Origin of the sequence: Pseudonocardia phyllosphaerae, from assembly GCF_046546475.1 — a bacterium.
Taxonomy (GTDB): domain Bacteria; phylum Actinomycetota; class Actinomycetes; order Mycobacteriales; family Pseudonocardiaceae; genus Pseudonocardia; species Pseudonocardia phyllosphaerae.
In genome coordinates, this window is the sequence record NZ_JBKGXS010000001.1 from 398,923 (window position 1) to 413,261 (window position 14,339).

A 14,339-nucleotide genomic window follows, 5' to 3' on the forward strand; every position below is an offset into this window, starting at 1 on the left:
GTCGTGCCGTTCCCGATCGGTCGAACCCGCGCCGTCCCGCCGGACGGGCCCCGGGGCACTCCGCGTAGCGTGACCGTGCCCTGACCGGAGTCCGAGGAGCCGACGACCAGCCATGCCCGAAGGAACCGGGACCTCGCCGAGCCACATGGTCCACCTCGTCCGGGACTCGATCCCGCCGATCCACCCGGGTGGCCGTCCGATCGTCGCAGGAGTCGGCCTCGCCGCCGCCGGGGTCCGCGCCCTCACCGGCCGCGGCACCCTGGCCGGCCTGCTCGTCACCGCCGCGACCGCCGCGTTCTTCCGCGAGCCGCACCGCACCCCGCCACCGCGACCCGGTGCCGTGCTCGCCGCCTGCGACGGCACCGTCGCGACCGTCTCCGAGGTCGTCCCGCCCGACGAGCTCGACCTGCCGCGCGTGCCGCACCCGCGGGTGTCGGTGTTCCTGTCGATCCTCGACGTGCACGTCCAGTGGGTGCCGGTGCACGGCCGCGTGCGCGCCGTCGAGTACCGGCCCGGCGCGTTCGTCTCCGCCGACCTGGACAAGGCCAGCGAGTCCAACGAGCGCAACGCGCTCACGTTCGAGGCCGCCGGTGGTGAGCGGGTCGGCGTCGTGCAGATCGCCGGTCTGGTCGCCCGCCGCATCGTCTGCGCCCTGTCCGGCGGCGAGGAGGTCGCGGCCGGGGAGCGGTTCGGGCTGATCCGGTTCGGCTCCCGCGTGGACCACTACCTCCCGCCGGGGTCGGTGCCGCTCGTCGTGCCCGGCCAGCGGACCGTCGGCGCCGAGACGGTGCTGGCCGAGCTGCCCGGCGAGCCGGCGGGGGCCTGACGCCGTGGGTGTCCCGCGCCCGGACGGCGGCTATCCCGCCGGGGTCCGGCTGCTGCCGAACGCGGTCACCGTCCTGAACCTGTGCGCGGGCATGTCCGCGGTCTACTTCGCGCTGCACGCCAACTTCGCCTCGGCGATCATCGCCGTCCTGGTCGCGGCCCTGTGCGACGCGCTCGACGGCGGCCTGGCCCGCCTGCTCGACGCGGCCAGCCGGATCGGCGCCGAGCTCGACTCGCTGGCCGACCTCGTGTCGTTCGGCGTCGGGCCCGCGCTGGTGATCTACATCTGGCACTTCCAGGACACCCGGGCCGGCTGGGTGATCAGCCTGGTCTTCGCCGTCTGCATGGCGCTGCGGCTGGCGCGGTTCAACACCCTGATCGACGACGACTCCGCCCCGCCGTTCGCGCGCGAGTTCTTCGTCGGGGTCCCGGCCCCGGCCGCCGCACTCACCGCGGGCATCCCGCTCTACCTGTCGCTGCACTTCGGCGAGGGCTGGTGGACCAACCAGTGGCTCGTCGCGGTCTGGGTGCTGCTCACCGCGGGGCTGATGGTCAGCCGGATCCCGACGCTGTCGCTCAAGGCGGTCAAGGTGCCGCAGCGGGCGATCGCGCCGCTGCTCGTCGGCGTCGTCGTGATCGTGGCGGTGCTGTTCGTGGCGCCGTTCCTCGGGATCGCGATCGCCGCGCTCGGCTACCTCGCGCTGATGCCGTGGACGATCTACCGCTACCGCTGGCTGTCCCGGCACCCCGAGGCGTGGGACGTCCCGGTGCGCCAGCGCCGCGCCGTCGCCCGGGCCGCCCGCTCGGCCCGCCGCCTGGGGCTGCGCCCGCCGCTGCGCCGCCGGGTCGCCGGACGGGCCGGTGCCGTCGCCCGCGGTGTCCGGCGCCGGCTCGACCCGGACGGAGCGGCCCGCCACGACGAGCACGCCCGCAACGGGCGCGCCGTGCGCGGCCCCGGTGCGGGGCACCCGCCGCGCGGCTCCGACCGTCGTCTGGGGATCCGCCGGGAGAACCGCGGCCGCCGCTAGGTTGGCGGTGTGGGAGAACCCTCGCTGACCCTGGTCGCCCGGCTCGCTCCGGCGGCCGCCGACGCCCGCCGCGGTGTCGTCCGCCTGCACCCCGAGGTGCTCACCGCGCTCGGCCTGCGCTCGTGGGACGCGGTGTCGCTCACGGGCTCCCGGGTGACGGCCGCACTCGCCGTCGCCGGGGACACCGCGACCCCGCCCGGCCAGGCCCGGCTCGACGACGTGACGCTGTCCAACGCCGGGCTGACCGACGGTGCGCAGGTCGTCGTCGCGCCCGCCGTGGTGCGCCCGGCCCGCGAGGTCCGGCTGGTCGGCTCCCGGCTGGCGACGGCGGCGGTCGCCCCGGAGACGCTGCGCCTGGCGCTGGTCGGCAAGGTCGTCGTCCGCGGCGACGCCGTGTCGCTGCTCCCGCAGGACATCGCGCCGCCGCCCGGTGCGGACGTGGCCTCGGCCCGCCGGGCGCTGGCCGCCGCGATCGGCGGGAGCTGGACGACCGAGCTGCTGACCGTCGCCGCCGCCGACCCGGACGGTGGTCCGGTCGTGGTGCGGCCGTCGACGGTCGTCGGCTGGGAGGGCGGGGCGAGCACGTCCGCGGTGGTCGGGGCGGCGGGGAGCGGCCCAGCGGTGCCCGGGGCCGGTCGGCGGACGCCGGTGCCTGCGCCGTCCGCCGGACCGCGCGCGGGCGCCTCCCCGGGCGGCGCGGGCACCGGCACTGCGGCCGGGACGGGCACCGGCGGGAACGACGCCGCGGCCGCGGACGGCACCACGACCGGGGCCGACGCCGTCCGCCCGATCGCGCTCGACGACCTCGGCGCCAACGAGGCGGTCGCGCGCCGCCTGCTCGACTGGCTCGAGCTGATGTTCCGCCGCCCCGAGCTGCTGACCCGGCTCGGCGGTGAGGCCCGGCTCGGCGTCCTGGTGGCCGGTCCCGAGGGTGTCGGGAAGGCGACGCTGGTGCGCAGTGCGACCGCCGCAGCGGGCGCCCGGTGCGTCGAGCTGGTCGCGCCCGCGGTGGCGGCGCTGGAGCCGGCGGCCGCCGCCGACCGGGTCCGCGACGCACTCGCCGACGCCCGCTCGAGCGGGCCCGCGGTGCTGCTGGTGCAGGACGCGCACGCGCTGTTCCCGGCGGTGAACCCGCCGCCGCTGGCCACCGTCGTGCTCGACGAGCTCCGGGCGGCGACCGCGCCGGGCGGGCCCGCCCTCGTCGTCACCAGCTCCGAGCCCGAGGGGCTCGACCCGCGGCTGCGTGCCCCGGACCTGGTGGACCGCGAGCTGACGGTGCCGCTGCCCGACGCCGCGACCCGCCGGAAGCTGCTGGAGAAGCTGCTCGCCGGGGTCCCGCGCGCCGACGACGTCGACCTCGGGGCGATCGCCGCGCGCACCCCTGGTTTCGTGGTCGCCGACCTGGCGGCGGTGCGCCGGGAGGCCGCGGTCGACGCCGCCCTGCGCACCGGCACCGGCACCGGCACCGGCGCCGAGCCGGTGATCACCCAGCAGGACCTGCTCGACGCCGTCGCCGCCGTCCGCCCCATCTCGCTGTCCGACGGCGGCACGCTCTCCGCCGGGGGTCTGACCCTCGACGACGTCGGCGACATGACCGAGGTCAAGCAGGCGCTGACCGAGGCGGTGCTCTGGCCGCTGCGCCACCCCGACTCGTTCGCCCGGCTCGGTGTCGACGCCCCGCGCGGGGTGCTGCTCTACGGCCCGCCCGGCGGCGGCAAGACGTTCCTGGTGCGGGCGCTGGCCGGCTCCGGGGACCTCAACGTCTTCGCGGTCAAGGGTGCCGAGCTGCTCGACAAGTACGTCGGGGAATCCGAGCGTGCGGTCCGCGAGCTGTTCCGCCGCGCCGAGGAGGCGGCCCCGTCGCTGATCTTCCTCGACGAGGTCGACGCGCTCGCCCCGCGCCGCGGCGGGTCCACCGACTCCGGTGTCGCGGACCGGGTGGTGGCGGCGCTGCTCACCGAGCTGGACGGGGCGACGCCGCTGCGGGAGGTCGTCGTCGTGGGGGCCACGAACCGTCCCGAGCTGGTCGACCCGGCGCTGCTGCGCCCCGGGCGTCTCGAGCGGCTGGTGTACGTGCCGCCGCCGGACGCCGAGGCCCGCGCGGACATCCTGCGCGCGTCCGGGCGGGACGTGCCGCTGGCCGGCGACGTCGACCTCGACGCCGTCGCCGCAGAGCTGGAGGGCTACTCGGCCGCGGACTGCGCGGCGCTGCTGCGGGAGGCCGCGCTGACCGCGATGCGGGAGTCCCTCGACGCCGGCGAGGTCACCGCCGCGCACGTCGCGACGGCCCGGGGCGCGGTGCGGCCGTCACTGGACCCGGCGCAGGTCGCGGAGCTGGCCGACTACGCCCGCCGCCGCTCCGGCTGAGCGGAGCGGCGGGCGGGACGTGCTGGGGAGCGGAGGACTCAGGCCGCGGAGAAGTCCTTGGTGAGGATCACGACGACGCCCGGGCCGTCGTTGGCGATCCCGGCGAAGCGCGGCGCGGTCTTCATGTGGAACTTCTTCGCGATCTCCTCGGCCGCCGCCTTCTCCGGGGTGTCCGGGCGGAAGTAGACCGTGGAGGCCGGGATGGTGCCGCGGGCGTAGTTCTGCACCTCGGCGACGGTCCAGCCGTCGGAGCGGAACTTGTCGGCCGCCTTCTCGGCGAGGCCCTTGATCGTGGAGTTGTTGTAGATCCGCACGTCCGGGCGGGACGCGGCGGCCGGCGCGCCCTCGGCGGCCGCGCCACCGGCGGCGGGTGCCTCGGCACCGGGAGCCGGAGCGGGGGCGCCCGGAGCACCGGGAGCCGGAGCGGGGGCGCCCGGAGCACCGGGAGCACCGGGAGCGCCCGGGGCGGCCGGAGCGGCGGCGACCGGAGCGGCACCCGGGGCGGGGGCATCGGCGGGCCCGCCGGGCGCGGCGGTCTCGCCCGCGGGGGACCCGGGCGTACCGGGGGCGCCCGGGGTCAGCGGGGAGCCGGGGGTTCCGGGGGCGCCGGGAGTCCCCGGAGCACCGGGGGTCCCGGGCGCACCCGGGGTGCCGGGCGCACCGGGAGTGCCGGGGGCGGCACCTCCGGGAGCGGCGGCGTCGGGAGAGCCCGGGGCGGGGGCGTCGGGCGCGGCCGGAGCACCGGCGTCACCGCCCTGGCCGCCCTGGTCACCGGCATCGCCGGGCTGGGCCGCGTCGCCGCCCTCGCCGGGCTGCGGCTCGGCCGGTGCCGACGACGAGGCCGGTGCGGCCTGGTTGCCGGCGTCGTCGCCGCCACCGAGGCCGGACAGACCGACCGCGCCGGCCACGACACCGGCGCCGATCAGCGCGACACCGGCGATCTTCAGCGGAGACTGTCCGCCGGAAGCGGGACTGGTCATGAGGACCTCCGGTTCAGGGCTCGAGGCCGAGACGGCGAGCGGCGCGGGTGCGCTGACGGCTGGTGCGCAGCCGTCGCAGGCGCTTCACCAGCAGCGGATCCACCGCGAGCGCCTCGGGCTTGTCGACCAGCGCGTTCAGCACCTGGTAGTAGCGGGTGGCGGACATGTCGAACAGCTCGCGGATCGCCTGTTCCTTGGCGCCCGCGTACTTCCACCACTGGGCCTCGAACGCGAGGATCTCGCGCTCGCGGCGGTCGAGCTCGCGGGAGGACGCGGCGGGGCGACGGTGCGCTCCTCGGCGTTCCGAGAGGGACCCGGCGGACTCCATCACGCTCCCTGCGCGGCCGGCGAGACCGGCACGCGCCGACCTCGCTGCGACACTCGCTGACACTCACTGCGACGTCTTCGGACGCGAATGACACGGCTGTCATTCGCGGAGCCAGTGAACCACAAGGGACCGACAACGACCGGCCACGACGCGCCCCGGAACGGTGAAACCGCCCGTGTGGGTCGAACCCGATGCGGGGCACGGGGAACCCCGGGGCGACGGGGCACCGGCCGGGCGACCGTACCCTGCACCGGTGACGGTTCTGCGCATCCGCATGGTCGGCGACCCCGTGCTCCACCATCCCACCCGCCCCGTGGAACGGGTCGACGACGCGCTGCGCACCCTCGTCGACGACATGTTCGAGACGATGGAGGCCGCGCACGGCGTCGGGCTCGCGGCCAACCAGGTCGGCGTCGACCTGCGGTTGTTCGTCTACGACTGCCCGGACGAGGAGTCCCGCACCATGCGCCGCGGGCTGGTGCTCAACCCGGTGCTGGAGACCAGCGGACGCCCCGAGACCATGCCCGACCCGGACGACGACCAGGAGGGCTGCCTGTCGGTCCCCGGCGAGCAGTACGCCACCGGGCGCGCCGACTGGGCCCGGGTCACCGGCACCGACCTCGACGGCAACCCGGTCGACGTCGAGGGCAAGGGGTTCTTCGCCCGCTGCCTGCAGCACGAGACCGACCACCTCGACGGCTACCTGTACCTGGACCGGCTGATGGGCCGGAACCAGCGGGCGGCGCGCAAGATGCTCAAGCGCAACCGGTGGGGTGCCGAGCCGGCGTCCTGGGACCCGGCGTCGCAGCTGGCCGAGGACGTCGCGCGGGGCTGAGCCCGGTGTGCCCGGCGGCGGTCACTTCACCAGCTGGTTCTCCCACGCCCACGCGGCGATCTCCACCCGGTTGCGGGCGTCGAGCTTGGTCTGGATGTTCGTCAGGTGCGACTTGACCGTCGACAGCGAGACGAACAGATCCCCGGCGATCTCGTGGTTGGTGCGCCCACGGGCCACCGCACGGACGACGTCGAGCTCGCGCGCGGACAGTCCGGGTAGCTCGGTCGCCGGACGCGGCTCGGGCTCGGACAGCCGTTCCAGCAGCCGCACCGTGATCGACGGCGAGACCAGCGCGTCCCCCGCTGCGGCGGCGCGGACCGCCTCGACCAGCAACCGCGGGCCGGCATCCTTGAGCAGGAAGCCGCAGGCGCCCGAGCGCAGCGCCCCGTAGACGTACTCGTCGAGGTCGAACGTGGTGACCACGACGATCCGCGGTGGTGCCGGGTCGGCGGCGAGGATCCGGGTGGCGGTCAGCCCGTCGAGGCCGGGCATCCGGATGTCCATGAGCACCACGTCCGGGCGCAGCTCGCGGGCCAGCCGCACGGCGTCGTCGCCGGTGCCGGCCTCGCCGAGCACCGACACGTCGTCCTCGGCGGAGAGGATCAGCCCGAATCCGGTGCGGACCATCTCCTGGTCGTCGGCGAGCAGGACCGAGATCGTCACCGGTCACCGCCGAGCGGCAGCTCCGCGAGCACCTGCCAGGTCCCCGGTCCGTCCGGGCCGACCCGCAACGTGCCGCCGAGGGCACCGACCCGTTCGGCCATCCCGGCCAGCCCGAATCCGCCGCTGTCCGCCGAGCGCAGGAGCCGGTCGGTGCCGCCGCCACCGGAGTTGCGGACGACGACGCGCAGGTGCCCGGGCAGGTGCCGCAGCTCGACGTGCACCGCGGTCGCGCCCGGGGCGTGCCGGTGCACGTTCGTCAGCGCCTCCTGCACCACCCGGTACGCCGTCTCACCCACCCCGGGTGGCAGTACGGCGGGCCCGGGGTCGCGCTCGAATGTCGTGCGGACCCCGTCCGGGTCGAACGCCTGGACCAGCGCGTCGACGTCGGTGGGGCCGTGCGCGACGGCGCGCCCGGCCTCCTCCCCGCCCCGCAGCACACTCACCATCCGGCGCATCCCGGCCAGCGCCTCGGCGCCGGCCTGCTCGATCGACGCGAGCGCGGGTTCGGCCTGCTCGGGGCGGGTGCGGGCGACGGTGACCCCGGCCTGGGCGGCGACCACGATCCCGGTGACGTGGTGGGCGACGACGTCGTGCAGCTCGCGCGCCAGCTCCAGGCGCTCGTCGTTGCGGGCCCGCGACAGGCCGGCCTCCCGGCGGGTGCGGACCTCGCTCAGCACGGCGCCGACCATGACGGTGCAGGCCCAGCCGGCCCCGCAGGCCGCGACGATCTCCGGCTGCTCGACCCCGATCCCGCCGGTGCGCAGCAGGGGCATGCCGAGGATCGCGACGAACGCCAGGCCGGCCGGCAGCAGCACGGCCCGGCCGCCTGCGAGGCGCAACGCGGCCACGGTGACCACGGCCAGCGCGAACAGCTCGGTGACCGAGAACGCACGCAGGTGCCCGAGCTGGGCGACGACCGACAGCAGCACCGAGGTCCCGAGGGCCACGACGGCGGCTCGTTCCGCCGCGACGTGGTACCGGGCGAGGACCACGATCGCCACCAGGGCACCGGTGACGGCCCCGGCGGCGTGATACCCCGGGCCGTTCAGATCCCTGCCGAGACCGACGTCGACCAGGAGCCAGAACGCGTAGGCGAGCAGCTCGAGCACGACCATCAGCGGTCGCGGGGATCCGGCGCGCCGCCCCGCGCGCGGGGCGCGCAGCACCTCGGTCCGGCCGGTCATGACCCCACCCTAGATCGGCGCCTGCCCCGGCACCCTCAGCCGGAAGTACGAGAGGGTCGTCCCGGGAACCATCCCGCGGTCCGATGTGGCGCAGGGGCTCCGGCGGGCACCGTCGTCGGCATGATGGATGTGTTGCTCAACGTCGTCGGAGTGATCGGCGCCGTTCTCCTGTTCCTGATGGTCCTCACCACGGCGACGCTGCCGCTGCTCATCGAATGGGGTGAGCAGCGATGAGCGCGCACTGGGCCGCCCCTGTCCCGCCCGGGGTGACGCAGCGCGGCGCGATGTCCGCCGTCGCCCCGCGCCCGCCGGAGGCCGCCGCGGCCACCGTCGGCCTGGTCCGTGCCTACGGCGACGGGCCCGGCGCCGTCCGCGCTCTCGACGGCGTGACGATGTGGCTCCCGAGCGGCCGGTTCACCGCCGTCATGGGGCCCTCGGGGTCCGGGAAGTCGACGCTGCTGCACTGCCTCGCGGGCCTCGACCGGCCGACCGGCGGACAGGTGCTGCTCGGCGACACCGACCTCGGCGGGCTGTCCGAGGCCGAGCTGACGGCGGTCCGCCGCGACCGGATCGGCTTCGTCTTCCAGGACGGCAACCTGCTCCCGCACCTGAGCGCGGGGGAGAACATCGACCTGGCCGCGTCGCTGGCCGGCCGCCGCCCGGACCGGGTGTGGCGGGCCGAGCTCGTCGAGCGGCTCGGGATCTCCGACCGGCTGACGCACCTGCCAGGGGAGCTGTCCGGCGGGCAGCGTCAGCGCGTCGCGGTGGCCCGTGCGCTGCTCGGGCGCCCGGAGCTCGTCGTCGCCGACGAGCCGACCGGGGCGCTCGACACCGCCTCCGGCCGGGAGCTGCTCGGCCTGCTGCGCGCCTGCGTCGACGACTACGGCCAGACCGTCGTCATGGTCACCCACGACCCGCAGGCCGCCGCGGTCTCCGACCAGGTCCTGCTGCTGCGCGACGGTGTCGCGGCCGGCCGGATCACCGCCCCGACCCCGGAGCGGGTGCTGGCCGCGCTCGGCGACCTGAGCGCGGGTGAGCAGCTGTGAACCCGGCGACGCGCGCGGCGGTGGCCGGTGTCCGCCGGCATCCGCGCCGGACCGTGCTGACCGGGCTCGCCGTACTCGTCGCGACGGTGTTCGCGGCCGGGGCGGTGCTGGCCTCGGCGACGACGGGGGCAGCGCTGGCCGGGGAGGACTCCGGCGCGGCGGACGCGCTGCTCGCCGGGCTGTCGGTGTTCGTCGGGATCGCGATGGTCGCCGCTGCGGTCGTGGTCGGGTCGACGTTCCGGATCGTGCTCGCCCGCCGCGGCCGGGAGCTGGCGCTGCTGCGCTGTGTCGGCGCGAGCCGCGCCCAGGTGACCCGCTCGGTGCTCGCCGAGGCCGCGGTGACCGGGCTGGTCGCGGGCGTGCTCGGCACGGCGCTGGCGATCGGGCTGGGCGAGGCCGGTCTGGCGTTGCTGCGTGTGTCGGGCACGGAGGCACCCCCGCTGCAGATCCCGCCGGGGAAGCTGGCCGTGTGCGTGGGGATCGCCGTGCTGGTCACCGTGGTGTCCGCCGTCGGCCCGGCCCGCTCGGCCGGGCGGGTTCCGCCGGTCGTCGCGCTGGGTGAGGCGGACGCGACCGAGGCCCGGGCACCGCGCCGGGGCCGCCGGGCCGCGCTCGCCGGGGCGCTCGCCGCCGTCGCTGCCGTGCTCGCCGGATTCGGGGTCGCGGCCGCGGGCAGCGTGTTCACGTCCGTGGGCCTGCTCGCGCTGAGCGGGCTGGTGCTGTTCGGTGCGCTCGTCGCGGTCGGGCCGATGCTCGTCGCCGGGGCGGCCCGGCTGGTCGCACCGCTGGTGGCCCGTTCCGGCGCGGCCCGGCTCGCGGTCGGGAACGCCCGCCGGGTCTCCCGCCGCACCGCCGCGACGACGACGGTGCTCGCACTGGGCACCGGGCTCACCGCCGCGTTGCTGGTCGGGATGCAGGGCCTCGGCGACGGGGCACGGGCGGGGATCGATCAGAGCTATCCCGCCGACGCCGTGGTGCTCTCCACGGGCAGCGAGCAGAGCCTGTCCGAGCAGCAGGGCACAGCCCGGAGCCTGGCCGCCCGGCTGGACCCGCTGCCCGAGCTGCGGGCCCGGGCCGGTGGGAGCAGCGGTACCGAGGTGCTGGTCGACACCGTCCCGGGCACGGACCCGCAGGCGGCGCACGACGCGCTCGCCCGCGCCGCGGGCCCCGACACCGTGGTCCTGTGGTCGGCCGAGCAACGGGCCGCGACCGAGCAGGCGTTCGCCGCGGTGCGCGCCATCGGGCTCGGGCTGGTCGGGATCACGCTGGTGGTGGCCGTCGTCGGCGTCGGGGTGACGCTGGCGCTGTCGGTGACCGAACGGACCCGGGAGATCGCGCTGCTGCGTGCGCTGGGCCTGACCCGCTCCGCCGCACGGCGGTCGGTGGCCTGGGAGGCCGGGCTGGCCGGGGCGGTCGGTGCCGTCGCCGGGGTCGTGCTCGGCACGGTCTACGGCGTGCTCACCCTGGTCGGGATGCAGATGGCGGGCCACGTCGCACCCCCGGCCGGGCAGCTGGCCGGGCTCGGTGCCGGAGTGGTGGCCGTGGCCGTCCTGGCGTCGGCGGCGTCGATGCGCAGTGCCGGACGGGTCGAGCCCGCCCAGGGACTCGTCGCGGCGTGAGCGGCGTGAGCGGCGTGCGTGGTGCGCGCCCGGCCCGAGGGAGCCGGGCGCGCACCGTCCCGTCGCCGGGGTGGTGCTACTTCTTCGGCTCCAGCACGAACACCGGGATCGTGCGGTCGGTCTTCTGCTGGTACTCGGCGTAGGGCGGGTAGGCCTCGACGGAGCGGTCCCACCACGCCTGGCGCTCGGCACCCTCCGGGATCTCCCGGGCGACGAACGTGCCGGTGGACGTCCCGTCCTGCACCCGGACCTCGGGGTGGGCCTTCACGTTGTGGTACCAGGCCGGGTTCTCGGGCGTGCCGCCCTTGGACGCGATCATCGCGTACGACCCGTCGTGCTCGACCCGCATGACCGGCACGTAGCGCTTCTTGCCGGACTTCGCACCGGTCGTCGTCACGAGGATGATCGGCCGGTCCATGACCGTGATCCCCTCGGTGGTGCCGTTCTCCAGGATCTTCTCGGTCTGCTCGCGGACCCAGTCGGTCGGCGAGAGCTCGGCGTTCTCCGTCATACCGGTGGTGAACCCCGTACGGCCCGTGATCATTCCGCGCGGGCGGGTGAGGGTCTGGCGCGCCCGGGCGGTACGTGGCTACGGTCGGTGAGTACATCTGAACAACGCGGGAGCTCCGTCGCGCGGGGCTGAGAGGGCGACACACCGATTCACGGTCGCCGACCGCAGAACCGGCCGGGTAATGCCGGCCAGGGAGGACTGTCGTTCATGACGGCTGCACCCGAACAGGCGCGTCCGCAGGTCACGACCGGCCCGATCCAGGGTTCGGCGAAGGCCTACGTCGAGGGACCGGGGGACCTGCGGGTCCCGGTCCGGCGGATCGCGCTCTCCAACGGCGAGCACCACGACGTCTACGACACCTCCGGCCCCTACACCGACGACCACGCGGTCACCGACGTGCACGCGGGGCTTCCCCCGCTGCGCGCGGCGTGGGTCGACGGGCGGGAGCCGGGGACCCAGCTGTCGTACGCACGGGCGGGGCTGGTCACCGAGGAGATGCGCTACATCGCGATCCGCGAGCAGTGCGACGTCGAGCTGGTCCGCTCCGAGGTCGCCCGCGGTCGCGCGGTGATCCCGGCGAACGTCAACCACCCCGAGTCCGAGCCGATGATCATCGGCAAGAAGTTCCTCACCAAGGTCAACGCCAACATCGGCAACTCCGCGGTGACCTCCTCGATCGAGGAGGAGGTGGAGAAGATGGTGTGGGCGACCCGGTGGGGCGCAGACACCGTGATGGACCTGTCCACCGGGCGCGACATCCACGCCACCCGCGAGTCGATCCTGCGGAACTCGCCGGTCCCGATCGGCACCGTGCCGATCTACCAGGCACTGGAGAAGACGAACGGCGACCCGGAGAAGCTCACCTGGGAGATCTACCGGGACACGGTGATCGAGCAGTGCGAGCAGGGCGTCGACTACATGACGGTGCACGCCGGAGTGCTGCTGCGCTACGTGCCGCTGACCGCCAAGCGGGTCACCGGCATCGTCTCCCGCGGAGGGTCGATCATGGCGGCGTGGTGCCTGGCGCACCACCGCGAGTCGTTCCTCTACACGCACTTCTCCGAGCTGTGCGAGATCCTGCGCCGCTACGACGTCACGTTCTCCCTCGGCGACGGCCTGCGTCCCGGCTCGATCGCCGACGCCAACGACGAGTCCCAGCTCGCCGAGCTCGCCACCCTCGGCGAGCTGACCAGGATCGCCAAGTCGCACGACGTGCAGGTGATGATCGAGGGCCCCGGCCACGTCCCGATGGACAAGATCGTGGAGAACGTGCGGCTGGAGGAGGAGTGGTGCGACGAGGCGCCGTTCTACACCCTCGGACCGCTGGCGACCGACATCGCACCCGGCTACGACCACATCACCTCCGCGATCGGCGCCGCCCGCATCGCCGAGGCGGGGACCGCGATGCTCTGCTACGTCACGCCCAAGGAGCACCTGGGCCTGCCGAACCGCGACGACGTCAAGGTCGGCGTGATCAGCTACAAGATCGCCGCGCACGCCGCCGACCTGGCCAAGGGGCATCCGCACGCGCAGTCCCGCGACGACGCGCTGTCCCAGGCCCGGTTCGAGTTCCGCTGGCGGGACCAGTTCGCGCTGTCGCTCGACCCGGACACCGCGCAGGGCTACCACGACGAGACCCTGCCCGCTGAGCCCGCGAAGAACGCGCACTTCTGCTCGATGTGCGGCCCGAAGTTCTGCTCGATGAAGATCACGCAGGACGTCCGGGACTACGCCGAGGCGCACGGCCTGACCAGCGTCGAGGCCATCGAGGCGGGCATGGAGGAGAAGTCCGAGGAGTTCCGCGAGGAGGGCGGCCGGGTCTACCTGCCGATCTCCTCGGCCGAGGAGTAGGCCCAGGAGAAGCCGGCTACCGGCGCCGGGCACCGCGTGGTGCCCGGCGCCGGGGCACGCTCGGATCAGCGCGTCGGGCCCGCCCGCGACCGGCCGGGATACGGTCGCCACAGCAAGCCAGGGAGGACCCATGCAACCCACCGTCGGCACCACCCCGCCCCGGGCGATGACGATCGCCGGAACCGACTCCGGCGGCGGCGCGGGCATCGCCGCGGACCTGCGGACGTTCGCCGCCTGCGGGGTGCACGGCTGCCTCGCGGTGTGCGCGGTGACCGTGCAGAACACCGTCGGCGTCACCGGCGTGCACACGGTCCCGGCGGACACGATCTCCGCGCAGGTCGCCACCGTCGCCTCCGACATCGGGCTGCAGGCCGCGAAGACCGGGATGCTCGCGAACGCCGAGATCATCGGCGTGGTCGCGCAGGCCTGCGACGCGAACGGCATCGGGGCAGGCCGGGCGACCCCGCTGGTCGTCGACCCGGTCGCGGCGTCGATGCACGGCGACCCGCTGCTGGCCGCGGAGGCGCTGGAGGCCTACCGCACCGAACTGTTCCCGCGGGCCACGCTGGTCACCCCGAACCTCGACGAGATCCGGCTGCTCGTCGAGCACGACGTGCACGACCGCGCAGGCCAGTACGCCGCGGCGAAGGCGCTGCACGCCCTCGGCGCGCGGAACGTGCTGGTCAAGGGCGGTCACCTGGCCGAGGACACCGACGGCTGCCTGGACCTGCTCCACGACGGCGAGACCTTCGTCGAGCTGCCCGGCCCGCGGTTCGACACCGGCAACACCCACGGCGGCGGTGACTCCCTCGCCGCGGCGATCGCCTCCGGGCTGGCCCGCGGGATGGACGTCGAGGCCGCGGTGCGGTTCGGCAAGCGCTACATCGTCGAGGCCGTCCGGCAGTCCTACCCGCTCGGTGCCGGGCACGGCCCGGTCTCGTCGCTGTGGGCGACCCGCCCCTGGTGGGACGACGACGCCACCGGCTGAGCCGTGATCGAACCACCCGACGCCGATGATCTCGGCCGGGAACCGGAGCCGTCTCCGCAGCTGCGGAACCACATCGGCGCGTCGCGCCGCGAAGGGTAGCCTGACCTGCGGTTC

Annotated in this window: 13 protein-coding genes; 8 read left to right on the top strand and 5 right to left on the bottom strand. The window is 75.4% G+C overall.

What is annotated here, in order from left to right:
• Positions 1 to 112: 112 nt before the first annotated feature.
• Genes ACLE50_RS01925 through ACLE50_RS01935 form a run of 3 tightly spaced genes read left to right on the top strand, consistent with a single transcriptional unit; the run spans position 113 to position 4,220 of the window.
• A complete protein-coding gene (locus ACLE50_RS01925; RefSeq protein ID WP_410941583.1) occupies positions 113 to 826 on the top strand; it encodes a phosphatidylserine decarboxylase in 714 nt (237 codons plus the stop codon).
• A 4-nt stretch (positions 827 to 830) separates the two neighbouring features.
• Complete coding sequence (gene pssA, locus ACLE50_RS01930; protein WP_410941584.1) at positions 831 to 1,853, top strand: CDP-diacylglycerol--serine O-phosphatidyltransferase; 1,023 nt, start codon at positions 831 to 833, stop codon at positions 1,851 to 1,853.
• Between the two features lie 9 nt (positions 1,854 to 1,862).
• Positions 1,863 to 4,220, top strand: a complete 2,358-nt coding sequence (locus tag ACLE50_RS01935; protein WP_410941585.1) for an AAA family ATPase — start codon at positions 1,863 to 1,865, stop codon at positions 4,218 to 4,220.
• A 38-nt stretch (positions 4,221 to 4,258) separates the two neighbouring features.
• On the opposite strand, the gene ACLE50_RS01940 is transcribed toward ACLE50_RS01935, so the two are convergent.
• Both ACLE50_RS01940 and ACLE50_RS01945 read right to left on the bottom strand, forming a co-directional pair.
• Entirely contained in the window at positions 4,259 to 5,200 is a 942-nt protein-coding gene (locus ACLE50_RS01940; protein ID WP_410941586.1) for a LytR C-terminal domain-containing protein, read from the bottom strand.
• Positions 5,201 to 5,213: 13 nt separating this feature from the next.
• Positions 5,214 to 5,528 (bottom strand): DUF3263 domain-containing protein, encoded by a 315-nt coding sequence (locus ACLE50_RS01945; protein ID WP_410941587.1) that lies wholly within the window; start codon positions 5,526 to 5,528, stop codon positions 5,214 to 5,216.
• 253 nt (positions 5,529 to 5,781) lie between these two features.
• On the opposite strand from ACLE50_RS01945, the gene ACLE50_RS01950 reads away from it, so the two are divergent.
• On the top strand, positions 5,782 to 6,363 hold the full coding sequence (locus tag ACLE50_RS01950) for a peptide deformylase (RefSeq protein ID WP_410941588.1): 582 nt from the start codon (positions 5,782 to 5,784) through the stop codon (positions 6,361 to 6,363).
• A 21-nt stretch (positions 6,364 to 6,384) separates the two neighbouring features.
• On the opposite strand, the gene ACLE50_RS01955 is transcribed toward ACLE50_RS01950, so the two are convergent.
• Together ACLE50_RS01955 and ACLE50_RS01960 are read right to left on the bottom strand one after the other, a co-directional pair.
• Positions 6,385 to 7,026, bottom strand: coding sequence for a response regulator (locus ACLE50_RS01955; protein WP_410941589.1), 642 nt, complete (start codon positions 7,024 to 7,026; stop codon positions 6,385 to 6,387).
• Positions 7,023 to 8,210, bottom strand: coding sequence for a sensor histidine kinase (locus ACLE50_RS01960; protein ID WP_410941590.1), 1,188 nt, complete (start codon positions 8,208 to 8,210; stop codon positions 7,023 to 7,025). Before ACLE50_RS01960 ends, ACLE50_RS01955 begins: the two co-directional genes overlap by 4 nt.
• 284 nt (positions 8,211 to 8,494) lie before the next feature.
• On the opposite strand from ACLE50_RS01960, the gene ACLE50_RS01965 reads away from it, so the two are divergent.
• Positions 8,495 to 9,256: an ABC transporter ATP-binding protein gene (locus ACLE50_RS01965; protein ID WP_410942241.1), complete on the top strand. Its 762-nt coding sequence runs from the start codon at positions 8,495 to 8,497 to the stop codon at positions 9,254 to 9,256.
• Positions 9,253 to 10,875 carry an FtsX-like permease family protein gene (locus ACLE50_RS01970; RefSeq protein ID WP_410941591.1) on the top strand — a complete coding sequence of 541 codons (1,623 nt, stop codon included), beginning with the start codon at positions 9,253 to 9,255 and terminating at the stop codon, positions 10,873 to 10,875. Before ACLE50_RS01965 ends, ACLE50_RS01970 begins: the two co-directional genes overlap by 4 nt.
• Before the next feature lie 76 nt (positions 10,876 to 10,951).
• On the opposite strand, the gene ACLE50_RS01975 is transcribed toward ACLE50_RS01970, so the two are convergent.
• Positions 10,952 to 11,386 (bottom strand): nitroreductase family deazaflavin-dependent oxidoreductase, encoded by a 435-nt coding sequence (locus ACLE50_RS01975; RefSeq protein ID WP_410941592.1) that lies wholly within the window; start codon positions 11,384 to 11,386, stop codon positions 10,952 to 10,954.
• Positions 11,387 to 11,593: 207 nt separating this feature from the next.
• Here ACLE50_RS01975 and thiC point away from each other — a divergent pair, with 207 nt between their 5' ends.
• Positions 11,594 to 13,237 (top strand): phosphomethylpyrimidine synthase ThiC, encoded by a 1,644-nt coding sequence (gene thiC, locus ACLE50_RS01980; RefSeq protein ID WP_410941593.1) that lies wholly within the window; start codon positions 11,594 to 11,596, stop codon positions 13,235 to 13,237.
• 130 nt (positions 13,238 to 13,367) lie between these two features.
• Entirely contained in the window at positions 13,368 to 14,225 is an 858-nt protein-coding gene (thiD, locus tag ACLE50_RS01985; protein WP_410941594.1) for a bifunctional hydroxymethylpyrimidine kinase/phosphomethylpyrimidine kinase, read from the top strand.
• Positions 14,226 to 14,339 lie beyond the last annotated feature (114 nt).

Bases quoted from the DNA above. Each gene is read 5' to 3' on its own strand.
- ACLE50_RS01925 (WP_410941583.1), top strand. From the start codon at position 113: ATGCCCGAAGGAACCGGGACCTCGCCGAGCCACATGGTCCACCTCGTC.
- ACLE50_RS01940 (WP_410941586.1), bottom strand. From the start codon at position 5,200: ATGACCAGTCCCGCTTCCGGCGGACAGTCTCCGCTGAAGATCGCCGGT.
- ACLE50_RS01945 (WP_410941587.1), bottom strand. From the start codon at position 5,528: ATGGAGTCCGCCGGGTCCCTCTCGGAACGCCGAGGAGCGCACCGTCGC.
- ACLE50_RS01960 (WP_410941590.1), bottom strand. From the start codon at position 8,210: ATGACCGGCCGGACCGAGGTGCTGCGCGCCCCGCGCGCGGGGCGGCGC.
- ACLE50_RS01965 (WP_410942241.1), top strand. From the start codon at position 8,495: ATGTCCGCCGTCGCCCCGCGCCCGCCGGAGGCCGCCGCGGCCACCGTC.
- ACLE50_RS01975 (WP_410941592.1), bottom strand. From the start codon at position 11,386: ATGACGGAGAACGCCGAGCTCTCGCCGACCGACTGGGTCCGCGAGCAG.
- thiC (WP_410941593.1), top strand. From the start codon at position 11,594: ATGACGGCTGCACCCGAACAGGCGCGTCCGCAGGTCACGACCGGCCCG.
- thiD (WP_410941594.1), top strand. From the start codon at position 13,368: ATGCAACCCACCGTCGGCACCACCCCGCCCCGGGCGATGACGATCGCC.